We start from the raw sequence: 22,854 nt of genomic DNA, 5'->3' as shown, positions 1-22,854 counted from the left end.
GAATCAGTTAGCTATATTTTTTCTCTTTGGTAAATTTAGTCAGTAATTATTATAAACCTAAATTCTTATTTTTTCAACTAGAGATTTGATTGAATTAAACTATTTTCAAATGGTATTTTATTGCCTTTTACTCTAGATTCCTGTAAATTGGTTGGTTTGCTGGTTGTATCTATATTCTATACTATTTAATTTATTTTCAAGTTCTTCAGCCTTCATTCCATAGTTACTGCATAAATCATCTAAAGAACTGAATTCATCTCTTAATTTCATATTTATTATACTTAATAATATGTATGGGTCCATAGATAAAAGCTTTTGTTTATCCATTTTAGTTCACCTGCCTTGTTGAAGTGTAATTTATAGCTTTTTATTATGATATGATATTGTGTGGGGTAAGTCAATATTATTTTAGTTTTATGTTTAGGTTATAGTGCAAGTAGGTCAGAAAAAAACATGTCAGCTAAAATTTATAAGTGACATGTTTTTTATTAGCTTAATTAATGTATAGTTAGACTATTATTTTTTATATTACACCTAGGAGTTTTAATAGTCTTATGCAATCTTTGTAGCTCGCTATGTATAAGCATTGATTAGCACATGTTAATTTATCGGATTGTTTAGTTATGTATTCTTTTACAAACTTCCCATCTTGCTCATTTAAGGAATTAATTATTGTTTCAAATCTATGCTTGTTATTATCTAAGTAGCAATCTAATTCTTGGTATTCCACGTCTGTATTAATAAAATCTCTATAAGTTGCATCTAACATTTTTACTGCAAAATAATTAAATTTTTCAGTGATATCAATCATAAAATCATACCTCCATTCTTGAATTACTATCTTAAACAGGGTATAATAGATTTACCTCTATTTTTGATAGTGGGTTTAAGAAGTGGTGTAATTGCTTTGCGGGCGTTCACCGCTTCTTTTTATTTGTTTTTTAAGTCGCTTTCCAACTTACCTATTCCTCGTCTAATACTTTCGGCTCTATTAACTTGATATTCATTACAATACTTTTCAAGTATTTCTTCACTTTTTTTATCTAACCGAACATGAATTGATTTGCCTTTAGGATTATCAGTTGGTCTGCCTACTTTTTTAGGCACGTATTCACCTCCTATTATTTTGTAGCCCATAATAACTATATAATATGTAGCCCAAAATGTCAAGGTAAAAAATACTGTGGATTATATTACAATCATACCTCTTTTTTTTCAATCCTTTTTCTTTAACTTCCTTATGCCATTTCTTACTGCTTGATTTTTACTAATTTTATTAGCATTTGAATATTCCTCTAAGATTTCATAATGTTCTTTATCTAATCTTATAGTAAGACGTATATCTTTAGGATTTTCATTTTATAAATCTAACTCATTAAGTAACTCTTTAAGTTTTTTCAATTCAACTCTAGAAAGAGTTACTCCCTTACCCATCTTTTCATGTTCAGGACCCCAATCTCTTAAATCATACTTAGGTTCTCTATCATTCCAGCTAATTAAATTTAATTCTTTTGCCCATCCTTTGTTATTTTCAGATAAAATACCTATTGTTTCTTTTATTTCATATTTGATGTTTGGCATATTATTTTCCTCCTGTATTTTATTTTATACTAAATGTACTTCAATGCTAAAAGTGCTTTTACTAGAACCTAGATATTTTTTTAGTCATTTATTATAATTAATCCTCATTGTTGGATATGCTAATTCAATATCTATTTCGTTACCAAAAGCATGAAGAATATCTTCCCATATATCGTTTATAGTATTCCTTCTTAGACGTGGCACACACAAATATCTTATTGTTAATTGTACTCCACTTTCTTTAACATCTGTATACACAATTGGTGTGAGATTTTTATAATGAATCATATATTGTTTTTTTGCTTGTTCTACCATTTTAGCTGCTTTTTCTGATAAATGCAATGAATGTTTATTGCCTATATCAGTTAATATTGTTTTAGCTTTTTCCCAATTGCTTTCAAAAGTAATATGTACGTTAATTTCATTCCAAATATATTTAAATCCTTTATCATAGTTTACTATTCCATGTATAAATATAAAGTGATTTGGGATAATCAAGATTCTCCCTGTACTTTGCTCACCATTTTCATAAGAAGATATCTCCATTAGGCTGAATTGAAACATTCGGATATCAATAACATCTCCTTTTTGTTCATTAATGCTAATCCTATCACCTGCTTTAATAGGTTTTTTAATAATTATGAAAAGCCAAGCTACTATATTTACAAATAGATCTTTTAATGTTATGGCAACACCAGCTGATACAAGACCTAAATAGGTTGTTAAATTAGCTGTATCATCTGACCAAAGAAATACACATACTATAATAAAAACTGTACTAAAAAAATAGTAAACTCTTTTTCTAGCTATATAATATTTATTGTTTTCATTATTAGTTGAATAAATAATACGATTAATTAATCGAATGATTAACATAATAAGCACAAAAGCTATTATGGTCCATAAAATTTTTATCAAAGCTTGATTTTCATTTATATAATTCCAAATCGTATTCATTCCTTCAGGAAAACTCCTTTCAACATTATATATTTTAGTTATTAATGTCTCTATGTTATACTATAACATTTTTCTATTCTTTTTACCTCCAAAATAATTAGTCCCCCAAACTCCAGATAGAATCATAACAGCTCCAACAATCTGATACCAGTAAAATGGTTCATTTCTAATTAACACTCCAGCAATTATTGATGTAACGCTTGATAGGTTTGCGAAAACAGCAGCTCTAGATGCTTCAATTTTAGCTAACGTATAATTTATTAAAAAGAATGCTATAACTGAGGATAGTATTCCTAAATACAGTACTGCTATAACTACTTTAACATTCATTAAAGGAACTAAATAATTGGATATTTCACCTTTCTTTAAGTGTTGTATTATAGCAATTCCATTGAAGGTTATTGCACCAATCCACATCATCGTATAGGTCATTTCTACTGGTCTGAAGTCCGTTGAAAATTTTCGTGAAAGCACATTAAAGATGGAACCAAATAATACGGCTAATAAAAGTAATAATATCCCCATAATATTAGAACCAATTTCGCTACTCTTCATAACAATAATAAAAATAGCTCCTAGAACGGATAATCCTACAAAGATTATTTGTATCTTGCTTGGAAACTCTTTTAAAAATATTACTGCTAATATTGTTACTACAATAGGTATCAAAGCTATCATCATTCCAGCTTCTGAGGAATTAGTTAGCTTAATACCAAAAATTTCACATATGAAATAAGCTACTGGTTGTGTCAATCCAATTGCTATAAGTTTATGAATCGCTTTTCCTTTATATTCAACTCTAATTACTTTAGCTATCCTCAAAATTGATAATACAATTACTGCCATACCAAATCTAAAAGCCAGTAAATGAAATGGATCAATTTCAGATAGTGCTTCTTTTGTAAATAAAAAAGAAAATCCAAATATTAAAGCCATTCCTGTACCAGCCAAATATGGTAAATATCTTTCTTTCTCTGTCATACTTCTACCTTCCTTTAGTTGTTTAGTATTACTGAATTATTTTTATCTTTTTTATATTAATTTCTGTTTCTTCCAGTATAACATTTTCTGTACTCATATATAACCAATAAAAAACATTTTGTGAATTATCTTTGTCCATTTTTTCATGTTTCAAATATTCTAGATAAGAAAAAACTACCCGCCTATATTAAGCGGATAGATATAATGAAGTCTTTTATCTTCTATTATTAATAGTGTTTCTTAACCAACTCAGTTACCTCTGATAACGAAAGACCTAATTCCTTATAGTACTGAATATCTTTTGCCATTTGCTTATGTGTTAACTCATCTTTTTTGTTTTTAATGTCTTCAGCTGTTAATTCTGCTACAAAGCATCCACGCCCAGTAATAGTATAAATAAATCCCTGTCGTTCAAGTGCTTCCCATGCTTTTTTGACTGTAATTATGCTGATTCGTAATTCTTTTGCAGCTGTTCTTATTGGTGGCAGGCCATAGTTACTTTTCAAATCACCTTTAATGATCTGTGAACTAATTTGTTCAAACAACTGTTGGTAGATAGGTTTTTCAGATGTATTAGATATCTCAACATTTATCATATGTCTACCTTACCAAATCTCTTAACTGATATTTTATATGCTATTATTGCTGATATGATAAATATTATTACCCCTCCACCAAGAATACCCACTTGTAAATATATACTATTTGAATCAGGTCCTTTTAGATACATATTTATACTTGGATTAAACAGAGCAAGTAGTTCTACTACTGATGCAAATATTATAATAGCAGCATTTGATACAATCGCAGGGGCACCGTATTTATAAGCCGTTTTATAGAACATTGGAAAGAATATTATATTGAACAATGCAAACATGATGAATACAAGCCCAAAGAATGCAATGTTAGGTTCAAGGAATATATATGTTGCGCTATTATATAGATTTTTATTAATGATTGCATAGAAAACTGCAATTATAATGTGGAGTAGCTCTAATGTAATTACTGATAGCATTCTTGATTTAACTATATTCTTTTTAGTCACAGGCATCATAATTGATAGCATGAGATCATTTTGAGTCTTATATGTTGCAAACATATTGGGTACGGTTATAAAACAAAAATACATAAGTACAATGAAATACAGCCATCCTGGTATAAGCATCAACGCACCTGTTAACACTGGCAAAAAGTAGAAAAAAGGACTAATTCCCAATTTAAAATCTTTATACAGTAAATTCTTCATCATCATCCTCCTTCTTCGCATAATATATCATAATGTCTTCTAAACTAGGTGCTTTAACACGTACTCCATCATTTTCACTGAATCTGTCAGTTTGAATTAAACCAGTAAAGCCAAAAGAATTTATTTTATAAGAAATCAAATCTCTTTTTATATTATTTAACTGATCCAAAGAGCCATTTACAATCCTATATGAATCAATGAAATCATCTTTCGTCTTACTGGCAACAATTTTACCGTTATTAATATAAGTAATATAGTCTGCACATTTTTCTAAGTCAGATGTAATATGAGTAGAGAATAGTATACTTCTCTCACCATCTTCGACTAATTCTTGAAATACGTCAAGTATATTATCCCTTGCTACAGGATCTAGTCCACTAGTCGGTTCATCAAGGATAAATAATTTGGCATTATGGGATAGCGCAATAGCCAATGAATATTTTACCTTCATTCCTTCTGACAATTCATCTATTTTTTTATCTGGATCTAGTTTAAACCTTTTAAGATAATAAGTATATATTTCCTCGTCCCAATTAGTGTAAAATCCCTTGATAACATTGGTCACATTTTTAATTCTACTTTTTGTATAGAAATCTACACCGCCGAAGATATAACCAATATCCTGTTTCAATGTAATTTCATTTTCGATAAAATTCTTGCCCAAAATTGATATTTCACCACTATCTTTATGAACCATATTTAATATTGATTTAAGTGTTGTTGTTTTCCCTGCGCCATTACTGCCGATGAATCCCATAATATAGCCTTTTTCTAACTTAAAAGAAATATCTTTAAGGTGAATTTTTCATATTTTTTATTTAATTTTTCAACTTTTAAAGCTATCAAATACAAAACTCCCTTCAATATTGTGTTTGTTGTGTATACACAATATATCATTTTGGTTTGGATTTGTCAACTTAGATTTGTCTTTTCCAACAATCAGCCCCGTGGTCATCCACCATACCAATCGCTTGCATATAGGCATATATAATGGTTGATCCTACAAATTTCATACCACGCTTTTTAAGATCCTTTGCTATCTTATCACTTATATCCGTAGTTACAGGAACATCTGCCATCGATGAGAAATTGTTGACCAATGGTTTGTTATCCATGTATGCCCATAAATAGGTATCAAAACTTCCAAATTCCTTCTGAATCGCAAGAAAAACGATGGCATTGGTTCTTGCTGCATAGATTTTGAGCTTGTTGCGGATTATTTTTTCATTACTGCGAAGATCTTCAAGTTCCTCATCTGTCATCTTCGCCACTAATTCAGGATCAAAACCTTTAAAGGCTTCACGGTAACCCTCTCTTCTTTTTAAAATCGTATACCAGCTTAATCCGGCTTGTGCACCTTCTAATATAATAAACTCAAACAGCTTTTGATCATCATGAACAGGAACTCCCCACTCTTCATCATGATACTTAGCATAGAGTTGTTGTCCTTCTTTATTTCCAAAACATCGCTTCATTATTTTCTCCTTGATTAAATTATATTTGTACTACCTAACGATACTTACTTTCTAATTCATATTTAATTCTAATTTGCTAGATTCACATTCTCCTCCAAAAATCTAGCTGGCATATCATTTTCTAATTTCCATATAAAACTCATTGGTTTTGATCCACTATGAGAAACATATTTTGCTTTTCCCATAAAAATAAAGGGCCTCACAAAACCATTACGTTTCTTATATTCACGAACAAATAATAAAATATCATGATTGTTTTTTATATGGTTGATATAACGTTGTGCTGTAGGTGTTGATTCAGATATTCTATTCTGTGTTTGCCAGTGAAAGAGATTATTATTAATAGGATAATCTTCATACATAGTCACTTCTGAGAAATCTTTATCGCTTTTATTAAGTGTAATGAGGAATATATCTGTATTACCTTCTTCAATATACAATACTCCTTCTCTAAAAGCAGGCATTACGGTTTCATTATAATACCCTAAACCTGCTAATATTTGATTAGAAGTATATGTACAATGCACGTCAAGAGGGCTATCAATATTCATTTGCTGATGGTTATCTACAAAACTAATATGCTCGTATTGATATGTGAGAATCTCTAATATTTCTTTACATAACATCTTATTATCACGAATCTTGCTTAGACCATCACTCATACAATCAAAACCTTCTTTATCGGGTGTTTTATTATAAAAACTATAGTAAAAAATAGCTGTAACCTTAGCATCTATAATTTCTTTCATATCACCACTAAAATATTTGATACCTATACTTAACAATCTTTTACTATCAATATAAAATAAATTCTTGAATCTCTTAACCATAGTCATATCATAACTTGAATCCATAGTTTTATTCAATGCAATACATTCTAAGGAATAAAGACTTCTATTGCCAGACCTACCATAGAAATCAATCAAACTCATATCATGATATTTTAAAAAATTTCTTAAGGTCAATGGGCGATTTGTTTCTGTCCGATAAGTTCTTATCCTGCTTATAATAGCATTTTTGTTAATAGTAGCGTTGCGAATATTGCTAAGAATATATTCCTTAGCTAGCTTTTCCATTTTTATATGACATCCTCTTGGAAGCCTTAGAACCTCGTCCCCTATTGAATCTCTAACAGAACGTTTTGATTTATGAATCAAGGCTCTGAATCTTTCTTCATAGTTATATTTTTCATGAGCTCTTCCTACATAATCCAAAACGGTCAAACATTCTTTATTGTCAGCATGTCTAAGTCCACGACCAAGCTGTTGTAAAAAAACAGTTAAACTTTGTGTAGGTCGTAAAAACAAAACAGTATTTACTTCTTGAATATCCACACCTTCATTATAAACATCAACAGTAAATATTATTTTAATCTGACCTGATTTTAACTTGTTTTTAGCTTGGTTACGCAAGTTTTTATCTGTTTTACCTGTAACTGAAATAGCTTCTATCCCATAATCATTAAAAGATTTTGTCATGAACTCTGCATGTTCTACACTGACACAGAATCCAAGTGCTTTTAGATTATCAAAATCGGTTAAGTATCTCTCCATACTATTTAAAACAGTACGAAGACGTTTTTCATGATTGATTTTATAAAGGTTGGTAAGGTCACTGACCTGATAACCTCCGTTAGTCCATTTTAGTCCCGATAAATCAATGTCATCAGATACGCAAAAATAATGAAATGGTGATAACAACTTATGGTCAATTGCTTCAGGAAGTCGCATCTCTGACGCTATGTGACCATCAAAGATTTCTAATATATTCTTACCATCCATACGTTCTGGTGTAGCCGTTAATCCTAATAAAATATTTGGCTCGTAGTAGTTCAATAAGGTTCCATAAGAATTGGAAGCACTATGGTGAAATTCATCCACTATAATAAAGTTATAAAAATCTGATGTGGTCTTATTCATTAACTTTTGACTTTTAAATGACTGTATTGTAACAAACAAATGGTCTAATGAGTTTGGTTTATAATTACCTGTTAGCATCTCTCCAAAATCAGGCTCTTTCAATATGCCTCGAAATGTATCCATTGCTTGTTTTAATATTTCTTCACGATGGGCAACGAACAACAATTTAGCATTAGGATTCTTTTTATAATATTGTTTGAAATCGAATGCAGCTATAACTGTTTTCCCAACACCTGTTGCTGCAACAACGAGATTCTTGTACTTACCAAAAATTTCACGCTCAGCTTGTAAATTATTAAGAATGTCTTGTTGATAGGCATAAGGACGTATATCAAAAAAGGTCATAGATGAGGTCATATTATTATCATAATCCCCACTACGTTCTTTTAAAATGGCTGATTTCAGCTTTTTTCTATTAGCTTCACTCCCTGATGTAAATAATTCAAAATCATAGCTATTCCAATAACTTTCAAAAGTTGCTTGAAACTTCCGCACAACATCAAATGAATCCTTTTCACTTACCTTGAGATTCCATTCAAGTCCACTTGTCATTGCGACTTTTGACATGTTGGACGAACCAATATATGCAGTTGTAAATCCCGAATCTCGGTAGAATAAGTATGACTTCGCGTGCAATCTGGTACGCTTGGTTTCGTAAGATATTTTTATCTCCACATTAGGTAACTTGGCTAACTTCTCAATAGCTCCTGCATCTGTGGCTCCCATGTAACAGGTGGTAATAATTCGCACCTTTTTATTCCCATCCTTAGTAAATGTCTTCAACTCATCAAATATTAGTCTTAACCCACTCCACTTAATAAATGAAATCAACATATCAATACGGTCGCTAGACTGAATCTCTTTTTTTAACTCAGATACAAGATCTGGCTCTTTTACTGACCCTGTAAAAAGAGAACTGGTTGCAATAGATGTAGCAGGACGAACTGGTAGTAGTTTATCATCTAGTGCTGATGCAGTATTTAATGTTGAATAGATAGATAAAAGTAGTTCTGATGTTTCAGATACTTTGTAATTATTAAATGTCTCCAAATCAAGATTATCAGATAATAGTTGAATCAAACGATTACATAACTCTATTTGATATACCATGTTTCTTTTATCTTTTCTATCCGTTCGATTGTCTTCACGAATGAATATTAATGCTTTTCGTACTACTTCTTCAATGTATTTGGATAATATCAAGTGAGCCTCTGCTTCATCTAAAGGCTTTTTCTGTGAACCCTGATTTAACTCTTCCAAATGAGCTATCTTGTCTTCGATTTCTTTGTTTATTAGTTGTTCATATATTCCTTGTATCATTTCAATTACCTCTTTAAGTTTTTGTTTATAATACTTAACTCATAGTATTCATTTTATCATGAAAAGCTTTAATATGAAATAACAGAAATTTTTCAAATTCCCAAATCGATATGTCACATGTATTATTATCTACTAAGTATTTACATACTTAAATTTGAATAAAATTACTTATACTCTCATAATCATCAATCCTAAATTCTATCTCTGTTCCATTCTTCATCTCTTTAACTATAATAAAACCTTTCTCAATTTCGTCTTGACCGACAACTGTCACATATCCTATACTCATCTTATTAGCATAATTCATCACTTTCTTAATTTTTTTACCTGACATATCCATATCTGCTTTTATCCCTAGTTTTCTTAATTCATTTGTAAATTTCAGTGATTCCAACTCGGTACCTTTCATAGGTATAATCAAATAATCAACAACAGTTGTATTGTCTAATTGTTGTTTTTCTTTGATTACTTCCATTAATACGTCAACCCCAAAAGTCATACCTACTGCAGGAGACTCTTCACTTGTTCTTAAGAACTGCCCAATAATTTTATCATATCGTCCTCCTGCTCCTATACTAGATGTAATCATTGAATTATCGTCATCAACAAAGACTTCCCATATTGTTCCTGTATACACCTCTAGCCCTCTAGCCAATGATGGTGAAAATACATAGTTGGTATATATACTCGGTTTTATGGATTCGAGTACTTCTTTAAATCTAATAAACTGTTCAATTTCGTCTTCATTCTTACTCTCTTGAATTAACTCCAAGATTTTACAAAAATTCATCTCCATTATTCTTAACAACTCTTCTGCGTTACTATTTGACATACCTTTATCTAGTAATTCTTGCATAACCTCATCCCTGCTAATTTTTTCAAGTTTATCTATTGTTAAGATAATTGAGCTAGAAACAGACTTAGGTACTTCTAATATTTCAAGTAACTTTACTAGCAAAGCACGATTATTGTATTTTACAACTATATTTATTCCTAATTCATTAGCAATATAATCAATCATTTGAAAGAATTCAATCTCTGAATAAAAAGACTTAATACCAACTACATCTACATCTGCTTGATAAAATTCCCTTTTTCTTCCTAACTTAACAGGACCATCTCTAAAAACTTTTCCTATTTCGTATTTTTTAAATGGCATCAGTATTTCATTTTTATTCATGCCAATAAATCTTGAAAAAGGTACTGTCAAATCATATCTTAAACCAAGCTCTCTTTTTCCTTGATCTGACAGGGTATATATTTCTTTTAGAATCTCTGCACCACCTGCATATTTTGAAGCCAATATTTCTTGCATACAAAGTATAGGTGTTTCTATGGGATTGAAACCATATATTCGAAATGCCTTTTTTAGAGTCTCAATAATTTTCTCTCGTATTATTTGTTCCTGTGGTAAATAATCATAAGTTCCTTTTACATTTTTCAATTTTCTTTTCCTCCTAAAAAATTTTTAATTCAAACCATAAAAAAAACGCCGTCCATCCGGACGACGTTTTTTATCATCACGGATGCAAATGCAAATAGCACTTGCACCCATTTCTGGCTACAAGCGCTGTTTGTGATGATGATGTAATTGTGCAATGTTTGCTTTTATAAATAACATAATATGCACTTCCTTTAATAAATTGAAATGATTTTATCACATATTGATTCTAAAATCAAGTTTTAGTATACTATTTCCTTACCATCTAGTACTCAACCCCAAATGTTCTTCAATTAATTTCTTAGCTTCATTAAATCTTTCAACATAATCTCCCGAAATACAGTGATATTTGAAACTATGAATATCTAATAACTCCTTTATTTGATTACTATATTTCTCACGGTCAGATTCAATAATCTCACTTCGTGTTCCGTCCTGTACAAACTCTACAGTGGGTTCAAGGAATAGTATCAAATCAAATTCATTAATGTTAGTAATTGCATCTGCCAGTAACGTACATTTAGCAATTTCCTCTTTTTCAGTCAATAGAAATTTTGAATAAAACAATGTAGTAATTGAATCAGTATCAACAAAGAGTATTTTATTACTTTCCTTGATAACATCCATTTCCTTGACTTTATGACGCAATAGTATTTCATGAAAATCTTCCATTATCATTAATTCTTCACTTCCAGCAAATTCACAAATATCTCGTCCAACTTCCTCTACATAATTTGTATTATAGGCTAGAGCCAGATTACGAACTAATGTTGATTTACCTGTACTCTCACCTCCAACAATCAATACTTTTCTTGTATAATAAGGTCTACAAACTTTGGGTATGTAATCCCAGTTATCAAATACCCATTTTCTAATATCTGTTGAACTTACTGGTACTTCATTTCTATCAAAATATACTACATCACTTTCAGGAGAATATAAGCTTTCAAATCTATTTGTGCCTAGATAATCTGTACCACAGAATACTACATCAATACATTTAGCTATTGCTCTTTTTATATCTTGGGCACCTTTCTCCCAATAGTAATCAGTATTATAAGCTTCTTTATCAACAGCCTCATCTTCTATCATAATAATCTTTATATTGGATAGATGTCTACAACAATCATTTATCCACCTGTAACGAAGCTCTTTAGTCGTTGATTCTCTTCCTTCACACCAACTAATTACTACATACAATTCCTTGCACATTGATGAGGCTCTAATGATATCATGAATATGACCTATATGTAATGGATCAAAGGAACCTCCGTACATTCCAACATTATATTTCATTACTTATCCTCCTACTCTCCTTAAACCACTTAATGAACATGAAAACAGCATTAAGAAGATAGACAATCCACATGAGTAAAGTCGCAATATCTGTTCCACCATTAATATAATCCATTACCCACATATATACAGTTACTAAATCTACAACAATCCATATTATCCACTGTTCCATTAATCTTCTAACACTTAAAATCATGGCGACTATACTAAGGCAAGTAGAGATACTATCAAAGAAAGGAAGATTACCTCCTAAACTTTTCAATATAAGTCCATAACCATATATACAAGCAGCTGATATAAGTAGTAAAATAACCTCCCATTTTACAGTAAGTTTTGTTTTCTCAACTTCCTTTGTTTCTTCGTTTATATGTTTCTTCCACATGAACCATCCTACAAATTGCATAGGTACGTAATATAATCCATTCAACATAACCTCGCCATAATATTTTACTTCAAAAGCAATCCATGCATAAAGAATTGTATTCACTAACCCAAATATGTAACAACTCATTTTACCTTTTCCTGTAAGTATTACACAAACTACACCAGTAACTCCTGCAATGATACCTCTTGCATTATCTCCCCAATATAATGATAGTGAAACAATTACAGCAACTGCAAACACCATCCATATTACTTCCCATTTTTTCCATCCTGTCAGCTCATCTTTTAAAAATTCCTTTATTCTGTTCATATTCTGTCTCCCTCAATCTATAATATTTACTTGGTCTATGTGGTTGTTTTTCTGTCATCTTATCTGTCTCTTCAACTAACTCCTTTATCTTGTTTCTAAAATTAGCCTTATATAACGCTTTGTTAAGTAGTATCTCATATACCTTCTGTAGCTGAGGTAACGTAAATTCCTCTTCAACAAATTCGAAAGCTATTTTGGTATATGCTATTTTGTTTTTAATTCTCTCTATAGCATATTTAATCATCTTCATATGATCAAAGGCTAATTCCTCTTTGTTATCGATAAGTCTATTTACTGAATAGAGTTTAACTTCTGAAACTCTCTCACCTTTAACTAATTTAAGCTTATCAGAAGATACTATTGCCATATAAGAAATTGATATAATTCTCATCCTAGGGTCACGATCTACATCCCCCCATGTGAACAGCTGTTCTAGATAGATGTCACAACTACCTATCTCTTCCTTGATTGTCCTGTATGCCGCTTCCTCCAATGTTTCATCAATTCTTACAAACACTCCTGGCAATGCTAAGAAATCTTTATAAGGCATCTCATTTCTTCTGATTAAAACAATCTTCAACTCATCATCTTCTATTGTAAAAATCAATAAGTCAACTGTAACTGAAGGTTTTTCATACTGTTTTTTATTATAAGTATTTAAAAACTCTAGCTCATTATTATTTTTATTCATTAAGAATTACTCCTTTCTCAAGGTTAGTAGTAAAACTATACTATCTTTAAATATATAATAGTATAGTTTTACTACTAAGTCAATGTTTTTTATAAAAATATAAAAAAATAACCATTAAGAATCATCTTAATAGCTTTCTTGTAAATGATACAGTAAAATATGACATTAAAAATATTCCTATAAATCCTTCTACAACAGAAACCATTGCTGTCAACTCATTTAGCGGACTAATATCACCATAACCTATAGTTAAAAAAGTAATGCCACTATAATATAGTGCAGCTACTCTATAATTGACCATATTAACATTAGATAAATCAATCTTTATTGCTGGTATATACAAATATATTAATGCAAATCCTAGAATAGTTAATATCATAGTAATAAAAACATTCTTAGGTTTGGTTCCATATCCACCTATCAACTCAAATAAAATTAATTTAGGTATGTACCATATGATTTCCCATACAATAGCTAACCATTTTCTTATTCCATTCTCTATCCCTTCCCCCTTTACTTTTGATTTTCTCATGCATTTTTTAAATTCAACATAGGCATTATCTTCATCATCATAGTGACCTTGTTTATTATAATTCTCTTTTAATAATATAAATTGATCTGCTTTCTGTTTATATGTAGTATCGTTTCCTTGAGACATTATCATATTTTTAACTTTCATTGTCTGCCAATCTAAATCAATGAAACCACTTATATCCTTAACAAGCAAATTCATTGTTTTAATAGATGTTTTATAATTATTTATGAATAACTTTTTTTCAATATTAATATCTTCTAGATTTAAATTCTTAGAAACATCCCCTTTAAAATATAAACTCTTTTTGAATACGCTTCTATAGAATTTTCCATTATCTAAAACTACTTCATCAAATCTCACTTCATCTGAAAATTTACAACTACTGAAATCTACTTTTATAAAAGTACTCAAACGAAAATCTACTTCTTTATGGAAATAGGCTTCCTTGAAAACTACTTCACCTTCCTGAAAATTAGCATTTGGACCAAAATGCACATCATTCATAAAAGAAGCATTTTTGAAATCTACATTTTTGAACAAAACATTAGAAAGACGTACTACACCATTAAATGCTGAGTTGAAAAACGTTACTTCATTTAGAAAATAAGTTTTATTAAAGATTACTTTATAAAAGGTCGTATTAACAAACTTAGTTTTTTTATAAAAAGTACTTTCAGAGTTAAATTGTACTTCATCTAAAAAAATTGTCTGTGAAAAATCTGTTTCATCTAAAAAAGTCACTTTATTAAATTTTGTTTTGCCTTTGAAAATTGTTCGATTAAATTTTGTTTTCCCTTGAAAAGTAGTATTACTGAAATCTGCATTAACTATGAACGATGATTTTAACTCAATCCTTATATCTACTTTTTCTTTATCTGGATAATGAACGTTTAAATACTCAATATATTCTTTTAGTGATAACCCTTCCATATATATTTTATTTAATATAACTTTATTTCCTTTTGCAAACTTTTCATATACAATATCATTGTTCTTAATATACTTATATTTTTTGGTCCATTCTATTTCACCATATTTATTAATACAATTAACTATTACTATCCCCTGATTAGCTAGGCTATTTTTATCTATCTTATAATTCAAAAAATCCCCCCAATATGGAATAATTTATGTAATAAAATATTTATTATGTATGAAATTCCCGACTGATATCTTGTTTAATATTAACATATTATTTTATAATAATCAAAAAAGCAACTGGTATCAATTACTTTTCCAACCATTGTTAAATTTCAAATCATTCTTATAATATAGTCTTTATATTGTTCTCCATTTCATTAATTACTGGTTTTGTTTGTACTATTGCTATTTTCATTATCGAATAATTCCTATTGTGAAGTATGGAACTTTTTCATCCAGATAATTAATATCTGTAGTAAAATACTCATTTTCAAGTCCAATATTAGACATAAAAATTGCACTCCGCTTTCCTTGCTTGATTAAATATTTTAATAATTCCTGATTAGTACATACCTTCATAACAACAATACTATCATGGAGATTGAATACCTCTTTAATTTTATCTTCATCATCTGTCATATTAATAACCACCATTGACTCTTTTCCTATGCAAAGGGGACTTTTACTTAACGCTGCTCCATTAAGGAATGAGGGTATACCAGGAATATACTGAACTCCATCTAAATACTGACTGATATATGTAAATGTACTATAGATCATAGGATCACCAAGGGTAAGATAAACCATCTTTTTACGTTCCTGTAACTGATGGTTAATTTTTTCCCCATGTTCCTTAAAAATAGTATTAACATAAGTTTTATTTTCCCCAAAATCTATCATTGGGAAATATAAGTACTGTACCTTATCCATATCTTCTATATATGGTTTTGCAATATTAAGAGCCGTACTATTAGTCGATCCTTCTTTTTTGACCGGTACTAAAATAACATCTGCTTCTTTAATCATACGTACTGCTTTTACAGTTAATAATTCACTATCTCCAGGTCCTACTCCAATTACAGTTAATTGCATTAGTATTCTTCCTTTCTATGTTTAACAAAATGTATGTTAGGCTTGGGCTGTACCATCCTCTACATTTGCTGCTCCTGATTTTTGTTCGTCTTGCAGATTTTAATCCACCTATAGTATATCACATCACGTATAGAAAAATAGTAAAATAAAAGTGAACCACCATTATCTTATTAAAAAGCAGAAGGTGATTCACTTAATTTAGGGGTTGGGACTATCATTTAATTATAAAGAAATTTAGATACTTGCCCGTTAGTAAATGTCTTGCATAGATTTATTTATTAAATGATTATTAAATAAAGTTAACTACTAATATTTAATAATTTTTTAGACCTCTCCAACTATATGTTGATATAATTGTAACTGGATTCTTCATCATTCTCAATACTTTTTTTATTGCATAATTGCTTATACCATATATTCATAGATTCAATACTTCCTGCGATTTGAGTATTATTCCAAAGGGTTCCTCCATATTTGTATCCTGCAGCTGAGAAAGTAGCATTCATTGGGTATGAAGTACTTCTTGCTATTGTATATGCTATTTTTATACCAGATTCTCCCATAGTGTCTTCCATCATTTTAAGTAAATGCCTAGCTAACTTATTTCCTCTATACTCTGGTAGTATGGCAAAATCAGTCATTTCAACATTCTCTTCATGGGTATTCATATCACATGAACTTACACCTATAAGCTTTTCATTATCCATCACACCAAAATATACTACATCCTCATCCATGGTTTTTTGTATATACTTTTCATCATGTATTGGAAATGGATATGTCTTAAATACTTGCTTATAAACATCGGATATATCTACACTATCTTCTTTATTTAATAATATTAAGTTGTACTTGTCGTCCATAGAAATCAAGTCGCTTTTTTTATTATTCTTAGCCTTATGAATGATTGTATATATTGATTTCTTTTTTATAATTTTTTTTCGTTCTTCATTGTGATACCTTGCCATAAAATAGCATGGTTTTCTTCCATTATAAAATCCTGGTATGATAGCCTCTTCATCAAAGCCATTGCGTAAAAATTTTAATCTAGCTTCTTTTGGTACCTTAGCAATAATTTTTCCGTAACGATAGTTTTTAACCATCAAATCTAATTTACTAATTAAATAAGGGTCAAGTGCATGCTTATAATCCATCACATATATTCTATCATTCAATGGACCATGTTGAATCCTACTATACCCTAACAATACTTCTTTATCTTTTTTTACTAACATTTAATCACTCCTCTATTGGTGTTAGTGTAATAATTTCACTATTATCTGATAATAGCTTTTCAATTCCAATTGATTTAATATTATCTTTTTTATCTAATTTAAGTTGCAAGTGACAGGTTCTACATTCAAGGTCACAGGCAATTTGCGCATACTCATTGGGTTCTTCATAAGTGGTTATAACACCTTCATAGTTTCTTAGTATAGCTTTATTGGTGGACCATGACATAAGGTAGTTAGGCATAACGGGAATCTTTCCCCCTCCTCCAGGGGCATCAATAACATAAGTTGGTACTGCCAATCCACTGGTATGCCCTCTAAGACTTTCCATTATCTCTATTCCTCTACCAATACTTGTTCTGAAATGTTCTAACCCTTCTGATAGATCACATTGATATAGGTAATAAGGTCTCACTCTATTTGCCGTCAATTTATGCACAAGCTTTTTCATAATCCTAGGACAATCATTCACATTAGCTAATAAAACCGATTGATTTCCAAGAGGTATACCACAGCCAGCTAGCTTATCCAATGCTTCAATGGCTTCCTCGGTTATCTCTTTAGGATGATTAAAATGTGTATTAATCCATAGGTTTTTGTATTTCGATAATACGTCTACTAATTCTTCAGTTATTCTATAAGGTAATACTACGGGTGTTCTTGTTCCTATTCTAATTAATTCCACATGAGGAATTTTGCTTAATCGTTCTAGTAAATAGTCAATTAAATCATTTGACAATAAAAAAGGATCTCCACCAGATAATAATACGTCTCGAACTTCATGATGGCTTTCGATATATTTAAAACCTGCTTCATAATCTTCCTTCATTGGATTATACTCTTTGTCACCAACTTTTCTTTTTCTCGTACAGTGTCGACAATACATAGCACATACATTGCTAACGTGAAATAGGACACGATCCGGATATCGATGTGTTATTCCTTTAATTGGACTATCATCTTCTTCTCCCAATGGATCTTCAATATCTGCACGGCAAACTTCCAATTCTTTCACCTGTGGAAAAGCTTGCTTAAATACCGGATCATTATCATAATCAGATGCATCAACTAGAGATAGATAGTATGGGGTAATTGATAGTGGAAATTTTTCAATTGTTTTTTTCAATACCTTTTTTTTATCTTCATTAAAGTTACAATCAAGCACCTTTTCAACTTCTTCAATTGTTGTAATTCTGTTTTTTAATTGCCATTTCCAATCTTTCCAACTTTTATGATTTTCTAAATACATATTTATAATCTCCTTTCTTCTAAAAACTAAAGTGACTGTGTCACATAAGATTTAGAAGATAATTTTTTCTATTAAAATAAAAAACACTCTAAACTCCTATATTAATAAGAGTTAGAGTGTTTAAACTTCGCTAATGCTCGTATTACACCACTATATGTAGTGTAGGCCATGACTAATAAGTCCTAACCAAACCCCAGTTCTTCAGGTGATTTTTCATAATCAATTTCTCTCTATTCGATAAACTTACTTCCCTCCACTTACTCATAGTCTGCGTAGAGAAGCTCATAAATCAGATACTCATGTTATTACTTCATCTAATATTTTAAATTATTTTTAAAGTACCATAAAAATTATATCATCCTTATAATGATATTATATATTCTGATAAACGCATGTTAGAACTTGGATCACCCACAAACAATAGCTTATCGTTAACGAGCAGCTTTTCTTCTGGTGAAGGTGAGAGAATAATTTTACCATCTCTTTTTATTCCAACTACAGTTATTCCTGTATTATTCCACATATCGAGTTCTTCAAGTGTCATATCAAATATACTTGAGTCATAATTTAAATAATGCTCATAAACTGTTATATGCTCACTATTTTTAAATCTACTTGTATAATCAACAATTGCATTCACCGTTTTATTTATTTTATCTTCTATATCATCTCGTTTTTTCATAAGCTCGACAAGTTCTTCTTTTAATTCGTTGACACTAGCTCTTATGCGATATCTTTCAATGAATTCTTCTGCACGAGAAATAGATGATACATATATACCATTACCATGTTTTACTTCAACAATATTCATATCTGATAATAAACGCATTGCTTTTCTAATAGTTTCAGGAGACACATTATATTCTCCTGCTAATGTAGATCTACCGCTAATTTTTTTGTCTTTAGGGATTTCTTCTCTAGTAATTCTAGACGCAACATCTACAGCAACTTGCATATAAACTGGTATTGAATTTTTCTTTGGCATATATACACCTCCTCATCAATTTTATCAACTAATTATACTCTATTATGTCGATTTTTTCAATAATATTTAGTGAGTCAAAGCTGAAACAACATCTTCGTGATCAATAACACCACGTAAACGATTCCTTTTATCAGTTACTGCAACATCAATATCACTTTCATCTAATTTAGAAAATGTTTCAAAAACAAATGCATTACGGTTAATACTCTCCACATCTTCTACGACAAAAGAATCAATCTTATGACCTAGATGCTTGCTGATAGTCTCACTTTCAACGTAACCTAATAGCTCTTTGTTATCTCCAACAACATAACAAAAGTCTCTATCTTTATTTTTAAGCTCTTCCAGTATTTTGTCTGTTTTATCCCCTAGTTTCGCCAATACAATAGGTTCTCTCATAACAGTCTTAACTCTTAGAATTCTTGATTTATCAACATCTTCAATAAAACTACTTACATAATCATTAGCAGGATTTTCAAAAAAATCCCTAGGCTTTCCAACCTGTACTAATTCACCATCTTTTAATAAAGCAACTCTATCACCTAATCGAAAAGCTTCGTTCATATCATGCGTAATAAAAATAATTGTCTTATCCATATAATCTTCAATACTTAGAAGTTCTGTCTGCATGTCTCTTCTAATCAACGGATCAAGAGCGCTAAATGGTTCATCCATCAATAGAATTTCTGGTTCATTGGTTAATGCTCTAGCCAAACCAACTCTCTGTTTCATACCACCACTTAATTGTCTAGGAAAATAATTTTCCCATCCTTCTAGACCTACAAGTTTTATTGCTTCTTTTGCTTTTTGAGCTCTCTCTTCTTTTGGAACATCTTGTACCTCTAGTCCATATTCAACATTTTTTAAAACGCTCCTATGACTTAATAAACCAAAATGTTGAAATACCATAGCTACTTTATTCCTTCTTAATTTTTGTAATTGACTTTTATTATAGTTACATATATTCTCACCATCAATTAACAATTCGCCTTTGGTAGGTTTATTCAGCATATTCATGCAACGAATAAGTGATGACTTACCACTACCTGATAAACCTACAATAACAAACATTTCCCCATCTTCTATATCAAGGCTTATGTTATTAACACCAACTGCTAAGCCTGTCTTTTCACGTATCTCTTGTATGGATTTTCCTTCATCTAACATCTTCAACGCACGTTCTTTTTTATTACCAAAAACAAGAGTTAAGTTTTTAATTTCTACTTTATTCTTTCCCAATTTTATCACTCCGCTTCCTTAAGTCTATTGGCAGCCCCCTGCAATACTCTATCTAGAATAATCGCTAGAAATACAATGGCTAAACCAGCTTGAAAACCTTTACCAACTTCCATTCTTCGAATAGAAATCAATACTTGCGCACCAATACCTTCTGCTCCAATCATAGAAGCTATTACAACCATTGCCATTGCCATCATTGTTGTTTGATTAATGCCTGTCATAATTGATGATAATGCTTGTGGGAATTCAATCTTCAATAACATCTGCTTTGTAGTTGATCCAAAAGACTTACCGGCTTCTATAACCTCTTTATCCACTGATGATATTCCTAAATATGTTAATCTAATAAGAGGAGGTACCGCATATGTTGTTGTTGCAATAACAGCTGGTACTTTACCAAGACCAAAGAACATAACTGCTGGTAATAAATATACAAAACTTGGCATGGTTTGCATGGCATCTAAAACAGGCATCATTATCCTTTTAACTACCTCAGATTTAGCCATTAGTATTCCCATAGGTAATCCTATTATTACCGAAACGAGAACCGCTATAATAACAATAACTAACGTATAGATCATCAATTCCCATAACCCAAATAAACCAATTGTAAATAACATACCTGTTAATAGAATTGCTGTTTTAACATTATACAATTTAAATCCTGCATAAAATAATCCAATCAACATGAGCCACCAAGGTACTATTCCTAAGGCACTTTCAACTATATTAAATACACCTAAAACAAATGTACTTATTCCATCGAAAAAACCATCCCAATTGACGAGTAACCATTTTACTACAGCGTCAATTGGTTTACTAATTTCAAAGCTTATTTTTTCCGGAAAATTCCACAAATTTTTTCACTCCTTTTCTACTATAGATAATAAGACATAGAAAATATTACCACGCTCTATGTCTTATTCATAATATATTCAGCTTATTATTTATAATATTGATATATATCTTTTAATCTTCTATTGCTTTTTTTATTTTATTATATGCTTCTTCACTTACCATTTTTTTCCATAATTCTTCGTTCTCTTTTAAAAACCATTTAGCAGCAACATCTGCTTCAACATCCTCTGACTGCATATAAGCAAGACCTTTACTTGTCAAGTCAGATGATGTTGTATAATTACTTAAAAACTTATTTAATTCAGGATATTTTTCTTGAAAGTCATTATTAACACATACCGTTACACGGACAGCTGGAAATGCACCAATACCTTTTTCAAATTCTTCAGCATTATAGCTACTATCTGTTAGTAACGTCATGTCATATAGCCCCATAATCCAAGTTGGTTCCCAATTATATCCTACCCATGGTTCCCCTTTTTCATATGCACCAGCTAACGTCGCTGATAGGGTAGCATTTGAATCAATTGTTTTAAAATTAAAGTTATCGCTTAATCCGTAAACTTCCATTTTATTATGAAGCATTAACGTCGCTGACCATCCTTCTGGTCCACCGTAAATAATACCTTTTCCTGGTTCTTCTGGATCTGGGAATAAATCAGCGTATTTATTAAGATCTTTTACTGATTTCAAATCAGGAGCCAAAGCGTCTTCGCCTTCAACCAGATATGTTGGTACATATAAGCCTTGCATATTATCATCAAAATTAACTGCTAGCTCAACATATTCTTTATTTGCAATATCGTCTTTATATGTAAGCACATTATCTGACCATAATTCTAAAACTGCATCAATATCTTTTGTTTTTAATCCTGACACCATCACAGATGTATCTGCAGTAACGATATCCACTTCAAAACCATAACCTTCTTCTATAATAATTTTAACTATTTGATCATGAAAGGCATTACTATCCCAATCTCCTTCTCCAATCACTATTTTTTTCTCTTTTGTTGCACATGCTGTAAGTGATATGATTAATAATACACTTATAATTATAAATAAATTCTTTTTCATATAATCCTCCTATGTGACAATTTGTATTTTTTTATAAGTTGTTTCTACTGACATTTCTTATTATA

General features: G+C 30.4%; 25 protein-coding genes. All 25 read right to left on the bottom strand.

Going from position 1 to position 22,854, the window contains the following annotated elements:
• Positions 1-132: 132 nt before the first annotated feature.
• Positions 133-327, bottom strand: a complete 195-nt coding sequence (locus AACQ14_RS07000) for a DUF4250 domain-containing protein (RefSeq protein ID WP_339362858.1) — start codon at positions 325-327, stop codon at positions 133-135.
• Positions 328-523: 196 nt separating this feature from the next.
• Positions 524-811 carry a hypothetical protein gene (locus AACQ14_RS06995; RefSeq protein WP_273327130.1) on the bottom strand — a complete coding sequence of 96 codons (288 nt, stop codon included), beginning with the start codon at positions 809-811 and terminating at the stop codon, positions 524-526.
• A gap of 119 nt (positions 812-930) precedes the next feature.
• A complete protein-coding gene (locus AACQ14_RS06990) occupies positions 931-1,107 on the bottom strand; it encodes a ribbon-helix-helix domain-containing protein (RefSeq protein WP_244971270.1) in 177 nt (58 codons plus the stop codon).
• Positions 1,108-1,215: 108 nt separating this feature from the next.
• Positions 1,216-1,329, bottom strand: a complete 114-nt coding sequence (locus AACQ14_RS24745; protein ID WP_353514016.1) for a hypothetical protein — start codon at positions 1,327-1,329, stop codon at positions 1,216-1,218.
• Positions 1,330-1,359: 30 nt separating this feature from the next.
• Complete coding sequence (locus AACQ14_RS06985; RefSeq protein ID WP_339362857.1) at positions 1,360-1,581, bottom strand: YdbC family protein; 222 nt, start codon at positions 1,579-1,581, stop codon at positions 1,360-1,362.
• Between the two features lie 84 nt (positions 1,582-1,665).
• The gene (locus AACQ14_RS06980; protein ID WP_339362856.1) at positions 1,666-2,538 is read right to left on the bottom strand and encodes a mechanosensitive ion channel family protein; all 873 of its coding nucleotides are present in this window, start codon (positions 2,536-2,538) and stop codon (positions 1,666-1,668) included.
• A 60-nt stretch (positions 2,539-2,598) separates the two neighbouring features.
• Positions 2,599-3,519: a DMT family transporter gene (locus tag AACQ14_RS06975; RefSeq protein ID WP_339362855.1), complete on the bottom strand. Its 921-nt coding sequence runs from the start codon at positions 3,517-3,519 to the stop codon at positions 2,599-2,601.
• Positions 3,520-3,547: 28 nt separating this feature from the next.
• Positions 3,548-3,673 carry a hypothetical protein gene (locus AACQ14_RS06970; RefSeq protein ID WP_339362854.1) on the bottom strand — a complete coding sequence of 42 codons (126 nt, stop codon included), beginning with the start codon at positions 3,671-3,673 and terminating at the stop codon, positions 3,548-3,550.
• A 73-nt stretch (positions 3,674-3,746) separates the two neighbouring features.
• Positions 3,747-4,115, bottom strand: a complete 369-nt coding sequence (locus AACQ14_RS06965) for a GntR family transcriptional regulator (RefSeq protein WP_339362853.1) — start codon at positions 4,113-4,115, stop codon at positions 3,747-3,749.
• Entirely contained in the window at positions 4,112-4,765 is a 654-nt protein-coding gene (locus AACQ14_RS06960; protein WP_339362852.1) for an ABC-2 transporter permease, read from the bottom strand. Before AACQ14_RS06960 ends, AACQ14_RS06965 begins: the two co-directional genes overlap by 4 nt.
• Positions 4,746-5,522, bottom strand: coding sequence for an ABC transporter ATP-binding protein (locus AACQ14_RS06955; RefSeq protein WP_423247987.1), 777 nt, complete (start codon positions 5,520-5,522; stop codon positions 4,746-4,748). The genes AACQ14_RS06960 and AACQ14_RS06955 overlap by 20 nt, the downstream gene beginning before the upstream one ends.
• A 160-nt stretch (positions 5,523-5,682) precedes the next feature.
• The gene (locus tag AACQ14_RS06950) at positions 5,683-6,240 is read right to left on the bottom strand and encodes a DNA-3-methyladenine glycosylase I (RefSeq protein WP_339362851.1); all 558 of its coding nucleotides are present in this window, start codon (positions 6,238-6,240) and stop codon (positions 5,683-5,685) included.
• Between the two features lie 68 nt (positions 6,241-6,308).
• The gene (locus tag AACQ14_RS06945; protein WP_339362850.1) at positions 6,309-9,479 is read right to left on the bottom strand and encodes a DEAD/DEAH box helicase; all 3,171 of its coding nucleotides are present in this window, start codon (positions 9,477-9,479) and stop codon (positions 6,309-6,311) included.
• Positions 9,480-9,627: 148 nt separating this feature from the next.
• Positions 9,628-10,923: a histidine--tRNA ligase gene (gene hisS / locus AACQ14_RS06940; RefSeq protein WP_339362849.1), complete on the bottom strand. Its 1,296-nt coding sequence runs from the start codon at positions 10,921-10,923 to the stop codon at positions 9,628-9,630.
• A 255-nt stretch (positions 10,924-11,178) separates the two neighbouring features.
• On the bottom strand, positions 11,179-12,216 hold the full coding sequence (nadR, locus tag AACQ14_RS06935) for a multifunctional transcriptional regulator/nicotinamide-nucleotide adenylyltransferase/ribosylnicotinamide kinase NadR (RefSeq protein WP_339362848.1): 1,038 nt from the start codon (positions 12,214-12,216) through the stop codon (positions 11,179-11,181).
• Positions 12,206-12,901 (bottom strand): nicotinamide riboside transporter PnuC, encoded by a 696-nt coding sequence (gene pnuC, locus AACQ14_RS06930; RefSeq protein WP_339362877.1) that lies wholly within the window; start codon positions 12,899-12,901, stop codon positions 12,206-12,208. The genes nadR and pnuC overlap by 11 nt, the downstream gene beginning before the upstream one ends.
• On the bottom strand, positions 12,879-13,601 hold the full coding sequence (locus tag AACQ14_RS06925; RefSeq protein ID WP_339362847.1) for an NUDIX hydrolase: 723 nt from the start codon (positions 13,599-13,601) through the stop codon (positions 12,879-12,881). The genes pnuC and AACQ14_RS06925 overlap by 23 nt, the downstream gene beginning before the upstream one ends.
• 121 nt (positions 13,602-13,722) lie before the next feature.
• Entirely contained in the window at positions 13,723-15,240 is a 1,518-nt protein-coding gene (locus AACQ14_RS06920; RefSeq protein WP_339362846.1) for a potassium channel family protein, read from the bottom strand.
• Between the two features lie 231 nt (positions 15,241-15,471).
• The gene (gene cobI / locus AACQ14_RS06915) at positions 15,472-16,149 is read right to left on the bottom strand and encodes a precorrin-2 C(20)-methyltransferase (RefSeq protein WP_339362845.1); all 678 of its coding nucleotides are present in this window, start codon (positions 16,147-16,149) and stop codon (positions 15,472-15,474) included.
• A 338-nt stretch (positions 16,150-16,487) separates the two neighbouring features.
• Positions 16,488-17,384 carry a putative beta-lysine N-acetyltransferase gene (gene ablB, locus AACQ14_RS06910; RefSeq protein WP_339362844.1) on the bottom strand — a complete coding sequence of 299 codons (897 nt, stop codon included), beginning with the start codon at positions 17,382-17,384 and terminating at the stop codon, positions 16,488-16,490.
• Between the two features lie 4 nt (positions 17,385-17,388).
• Positions 17,389-18,630 carry a lysine 2,3-aminomutase gene (kamA, locus tag AACQ14_RS06905; RefSeq protein ID WP_339362843.1) on the bottom strand — a complete coding sequence of 414 codons (1,242 nt, stop codon included), beginning with the start codon at positions 18,628-18,630 and terminating at the stop codon, positions 17,389-17,391.
• Positions 18,631-18,991: 361 nt separating this feature from the next.
• Positions 18,992-19,615: a TrkA C-terminal domain-containing protein gene (locus AACQ14_RS06900; protein ID WP_339362842.1), complete on the bottom strand. Its 624-nt coding sequence runs from the start codon at positions 19,613-19,615 to the stop codon at positions 18,992-18,994.
• Between the two features lie 66 nt (positions 19,616-19,681).
• Positions 19,682-20,854, bottom strand: coding sequence for a quaternary amine ABC transporter ATP-binding protein (locus tag AACQ14_RS06895; RefSeq protein WP_339362841.1), 1,173 nt, complete (start codon positions 20,852-20,854; stop codon positions 19,682-19,684).
• A 5-nt stretch (positions 20,855-20,859) separates the two neighbouring features.
• Entirely contained in the window at positions 20,860-21,711 is an 852-nt protein-coding gene (locus AACQ14_RS06890; protein WP_339362840.1) for an ABC transporter permease, read from the bottom strand.
• A 112-nt stretch (positions 21,712-21,823) separates the two neighbouring features.
• Complete coding sequence (locus tag AACQ14_RS06885; RefSeq protein ID WP_339362839.1) at positions 21,824-22,789, bottom strand: ABC transporter substrate-binding protein; 966 nt, start codon at positions 22,787-22,789, stop codon at positions 21,824-21,826.
• Between the last annotated feature and the right edge of the window lie 65 nt (positions 22,790-22,854).

This window comes from Vallitalea maricola, assembly GCF_036985595.1.
In the GTDB taxonomy this organism is placed as follows: Bacteria; Bacillota; Clostridia; order Lachnospirales; family Vallitaleaceae; genus Vallitalea; species Vallitalea maricola.
This window is presented reverse-complemented; position numbering and strand designations above follow the sequence as displayed.